The sequence below is a fragment of the Desulfobacter latus genome, assembly GCF_013389365.1.
GTDB classification, from domain to species: Bacteria; Desulfobacterota; Desulfobacteria; order Desulfobacterales; family Desulfobacteraceae; genus Desulfobacter; species Desulfobacter latus.
Map to the genome: position 1 here is coordinate 1 of NZ_JACADJ010000129.1, position 3,922 is coordinate 3,922.

Sequence of the window (3,922 nt, forward strand, 5' to 3'; positions counted from 1 at the left end):
ATCATATCTACCGGTTGGTAATTTAGTAGCTTTAATTTTTCCACTTTTAATATAATTTCTTAAAGTGGATTTCGACACTCTAAGTATTTTAAGTGCTTGATTTGACTTCATATTAATACTCATAAAGCTTTTTGAGATATAATTCTACTATTTTTTTAATTTTTTTGATATATTTTTCTTGACCATATTTTTTAAGAATCTAAATCGGCAATTAAATCATCAATATTATCAAACGTATTAACGTTTCCTTCTTTAAAGTCACGGTCAGCGTTGGCCTCTTCTTTCTGCCATTCTTTGGTATGAAAATAAGCGTCTCCTGCAGGAATCATTTTTATTGGTTTGTTGTTGACTTGTAGTGAACCAATGTCTTTATCGGAAGAAATAATGCCAAAGGTTTCCCATGAAGGGAGATAAATCCAAACTGTTCATAGTATTCTTTGGTATGGCTATCTTTTGCGTCGACAAAGAGTCCAATTATGCCAACGTTTTCTGAAATAAGAATGACTTTTTCAACAGCACTCCCTATTAAATAATTTCCATAGCCTTTGTGCTGGTGTTTTTTTGATACAGCAAGTCTCGCCAGTTTTAAAGCAGGAATTTGATCTGGATATTTTTTAGCGATAATAGGTGGTAAATATTCCGTTTCAACTTCACAAATCGACAGGGTGTAAAACCCAAGAATTTCTTTCGAGTTTTCATCATTAATCAACACAAAGGTACGGGACATACCTTTAGTAATGTGCTGTCTGGCAGTTTTTTGTAGAAACATATTTAATTGGGTGGTTCCACAGTCAAACCGCTTTCTGTCATGCGATTTATCCAAAAGTTCGATCTTTATCATTTCAAATTTTCAAATCCTGCTTATACTGTTTCATAAAATGCGGCAAGGAGACCCCTGAGTCTTCAGCTCAGGGGAGGAATTGCCGCCCTCCTTTTAGTAAAAAGGCATATAATATTTAAACAGCCATATGCCAGGGCTCAACACCCGTTTCCGGGGTAATGTTTGCCTCGTCAATGTTATGATCGGGTTTAGCGCAAGCAGCACCGGTTTAACCCCTTAGACCTGTTTAACCACTTGCCGTAGAGCCTGGGGCTGGCAAGCACCCCAGGGTACCTATTTCCGATCTAACGTAGTGCGCCAAGCACATAGACTGGTCAACTTTGGGGCCTTTTCAAGCCCCTCGGTCTTTAGCCGAGGGGTAGTTGACTGCTTGAGCCAGTTTGGGATTCGCCTTTGGAGGGTTTTCAATCAATTCAAACAAATGCCGAGCAGATTGTTTATTTAACCTGATTTTATTTTCATTCTCAATAATGGCCTGAGCTTTTTCAAGCGCTGCGTGTACTATAAATTGATTTAATGTAGATCCCGTGATTTCCGATGCCTCGGTTAATGTGTTATAGACATTCGGTGATATCCGCGCTGAGACACGAGCGGTTTTAGTTTCAGCTTTCATTTTTGAGTCCTCTCCTAATTATTTGTATTCTATGGTTTGCTTTTCAGTTTTTCTATATATTATATGGCACTGGTGCCATTTTGGCAACAAAATCAATATAAAGAATTTTTTAATACAGAAAGGTCTAAAAAAGGTGTTGACATATATGTCTTTACGACCCCCTGTCAACTGAGGTTAGGTATCGCTGGATATTTGCCATAAGAAATTCAGATACCACATACCGTATTTTTGTACCATTTAGACACAATATAAAGACGATTTAGACGTGAAAAGTGCTTATATCAAATATCCAGTTGATCTATTTTTGGTTGACAAAAATCAACTATTTCGTTATTTTAAAAGATAGTTCTTTGAAAAGGTAAATGGTTGTGCCTAAAAACCATGGCATGTAAAACCTTACGGGTAACAATTTTTCAAACATAAACAATTTCATTAGCGAGAACCAAGCCAATAAGATTGTTAGTAATGGAAAATTAAAGCGCATAATATTTCACTTGAAACGTTATGCTTTGGGAGAGACCCCCGCTATTTAGAAAATGGCGTAAGCTATATATTTGTATAGCAAAAAATGCATCGGAAGACTACAAACACCGGACCATTGCCATTGCCAGGGGCGAATACAAGCCCCGAAAAAACGAACCAAAGGTATGGTTTGAATCTATGGAATCCCTGGGTCAGGTTCTGAGTGGTCAGAATCAAAAACTATTGAGATTGATCCGGGACCGGCACCCGGCATCCCTGGTTGAACTTGAAGCCTTGTCAGGCCGTAAAAAATCAAACCTTTCCCGGACACTGAAAACCCTTTCGAATTATGGCATTGTGGACCTGGTCAAAGAAAAAGGTATGGTCCGGCCTATTGTTAACGCAACTGACTTTCAGGTCGAATTAAGACTGTAATCTTACCACCCATTTTAGACTCATTGTTCAGGCTTCGTAATTTCCCGAATAATTAACTGAAGATTTTTCTGTCCCATCCACTCATTCAGATTCAAAGTATACAACGCACAAATACTTTCACCTTCATTAACAGGCCACGGAGAATCCGGTGTTTCCAAGGCATTGAAGAAGACCGCTTTGTGGTTATCCAACATCATTGAAAGATGATTTCGTGTCCTTCCGATGACCCTTATTCGGGTAGCAATCATTTCGTCATAAAACAGCGGTGTCGGAAATCCCATGCCAAAGGGTTTTAATTTCTCTATCTGGAAATAGGTTTCAAGATTGATGAAACCGTTTAAGGCTCCATCGGTTGATTTATAGGGTGTGATATCCTGTCCTTTTAATTGTTGCCGAACCAATTCACAAAATTTGTGTTGAAATATTTCGACATGGTTTTTGTGGAGCTTCAATCCGGCTGCAGCCTTATGGCCGCCATAGGACATTAAAATGCCGGGATGCTTTTCATTAAAAGTCGCAAGAGCATCTTTAAGATGAAGAAACTGACCGGCGCGACCCGAGCCTGCCACGATGTCATTCCCGACATCGGCAAGCATGATGCAGGGAATACCGTATTCTTCCGCCAGTTTACCGGCAACAATCCCCTGGATTCCCGCATGATTCTCAGCACTGTAGTAAACAATAACAGACTCTTTGCGGGTAACACTTTTTTGGGCTTCGGTAAGTATTTTATTTTCGATGCTTTGCCGCTTTCTGTTTTGTTGATCCAGAAATTCATAGGAACAAGTGACTTGATCCGGATCTTCAGAAATCAGAAAATCAATTGCGGTATCGGCACGCCCCGTCATCCTGGAGCTGGCATTGACCCTCGGTCCAATTTGAAACCCCAGATCCCCAACACCGGCGATTTTCTCATTTAAAGCGATCTGCCAACAGGGCCTGCGCTTTTGATTCATGAATTCCAAACCTTTTTTGACAAAATATCGATTTGTCACAGAGTCCAAAGATACCAGATCCGCAACGGTACCAAGGGCCACATAATCAAGCATTTGGTGAAGGACCTGCTTTTGTTCCTGCGTGGCACATAATTTTTGTGCCACAGCCGTCATCAAAAGCCATGCCACACCACATCCGGCAATTTTTGAGTCGTAGGAGCAGATTTCTTGTTGAGGATCAATGACGGCAACTGCTGCCTTTGGGATTCCTTCTACCGGGATTAAGTGATGATCTGTAACAATTACATCAATACCGGCGTCAGACAGCTTTTCGATCATTTGTTCATCGGATATTCCGGCATCGGCTGTAATTACTAGGTTGGGATTGAGTCCAAATATTTTTTCAGAGACAGATTCAGTCAGGCCATAGCCGTCTTTAACCCGATGACCGGTGAGTCTCAAGAGATTTGATTCCCGAACAGCAAAAAGATCATGAAGTGATTTATAGAGGTCGGCATATAGTATCTAAAATTTTATACTATTCTTTATTAAAATAAAAAATCTAATATTCAAAATAGCTGGATTGATCTATTTTTGGTTGACAAAAATCAACTATTTCGTTATTTTAAAAGATAG

6 protein-coding genes are annotated in these 3,922 nt (G+C 39.6%); 1 reads left to right on the top strand and 5 read right to left on the bottom strand.

Annotation, left to right across the window (positions count from 1 at the left end; translation table 11 throughout):
* The 4 genes from HXW94_RS20495 to HXW94_RS18225 form a co-directional block, all read right to left on the bottom strand.
* The coding region (locus HXW94_RS20495; RefSeq protein ID WP_178367234.1) for a helix-turn-helix domain-containing protein at positions 1 to 123 on the bottom strand (123 nt) is incomplete at its 3' end.
* 68 nt (positions 124 to 191) lie between these two features.
* Positions 192 to 329, bottom strand: a complete 138-nt coding sequence (locus HXW94_RS18215; RefSeq protein WP_178368315.1) for a hypothetical protein — start codon at positions 327 to 329, stop codon at positions 192 to 194.
* A gap of 2 nt (positions 330 to 331) precedes the next feature.
* Positions 332 to 841 (bottom strand): GNAT family N-acetyltransferase, encoded by a 510-nt coding sequence (locus HXW94_RS18220; protein WP_178368316.1) that lies wholly within the window; start codon positions 839 to 841, stop codon positions 332 to 334.
* A gap of 331 nt (positions 842 to 1,172) precedes the next feature.
* Positions 1,173 to 1,454 (bottom strand): type II toxin-antitoxin system TacA family antitoxin, encoded by a 282-nt coding sequence (locus HXW94_RS18225; protein WP_178368317.1) that lies wholly within the window; start codon positions 1,452 to 1,454, stop codon positions 1,173 to 1,175.
* A 504-nt stretch (positions 1,455 to 1,958) separates the two neighbouring features.
* Between HXW94_RS18225 and HXW94_RS18230 the strand changes: the two genes are divergently transcribed.
* On the top strand, positions 1,959 to 2,351 hold the full coding sequence (locus tag HXW94_RS18230; RefSeq protein ID WP_246294220.1) for an HVO_A0114 family putative DNA-binding protein: 393 nt from the start codon (positions 1,959 to 1,961) through the stop codon (positions 2,349 to 2,351).
* A 20-nt stretch (positions 2,352 to 2,371) separates the two neighbouring features.
* Here HXW94_RS18230 and HXW94_RS18235 read toward each other — a convergent pair whose 3' ends face one another.
* A complete protein-coding gene (locus HXW94_RS18235; RefSeq protein WP_178368318.1) occupies positions 2,372 to 3,748 on the bottom strand; it encodes a single-stranded-DNA-specific exonuclease RecJ in 1,377 nt (458 codons plus the stop codon).
* Positions 3,749 to 3,922: the final 174 nt, after the last annotated feature.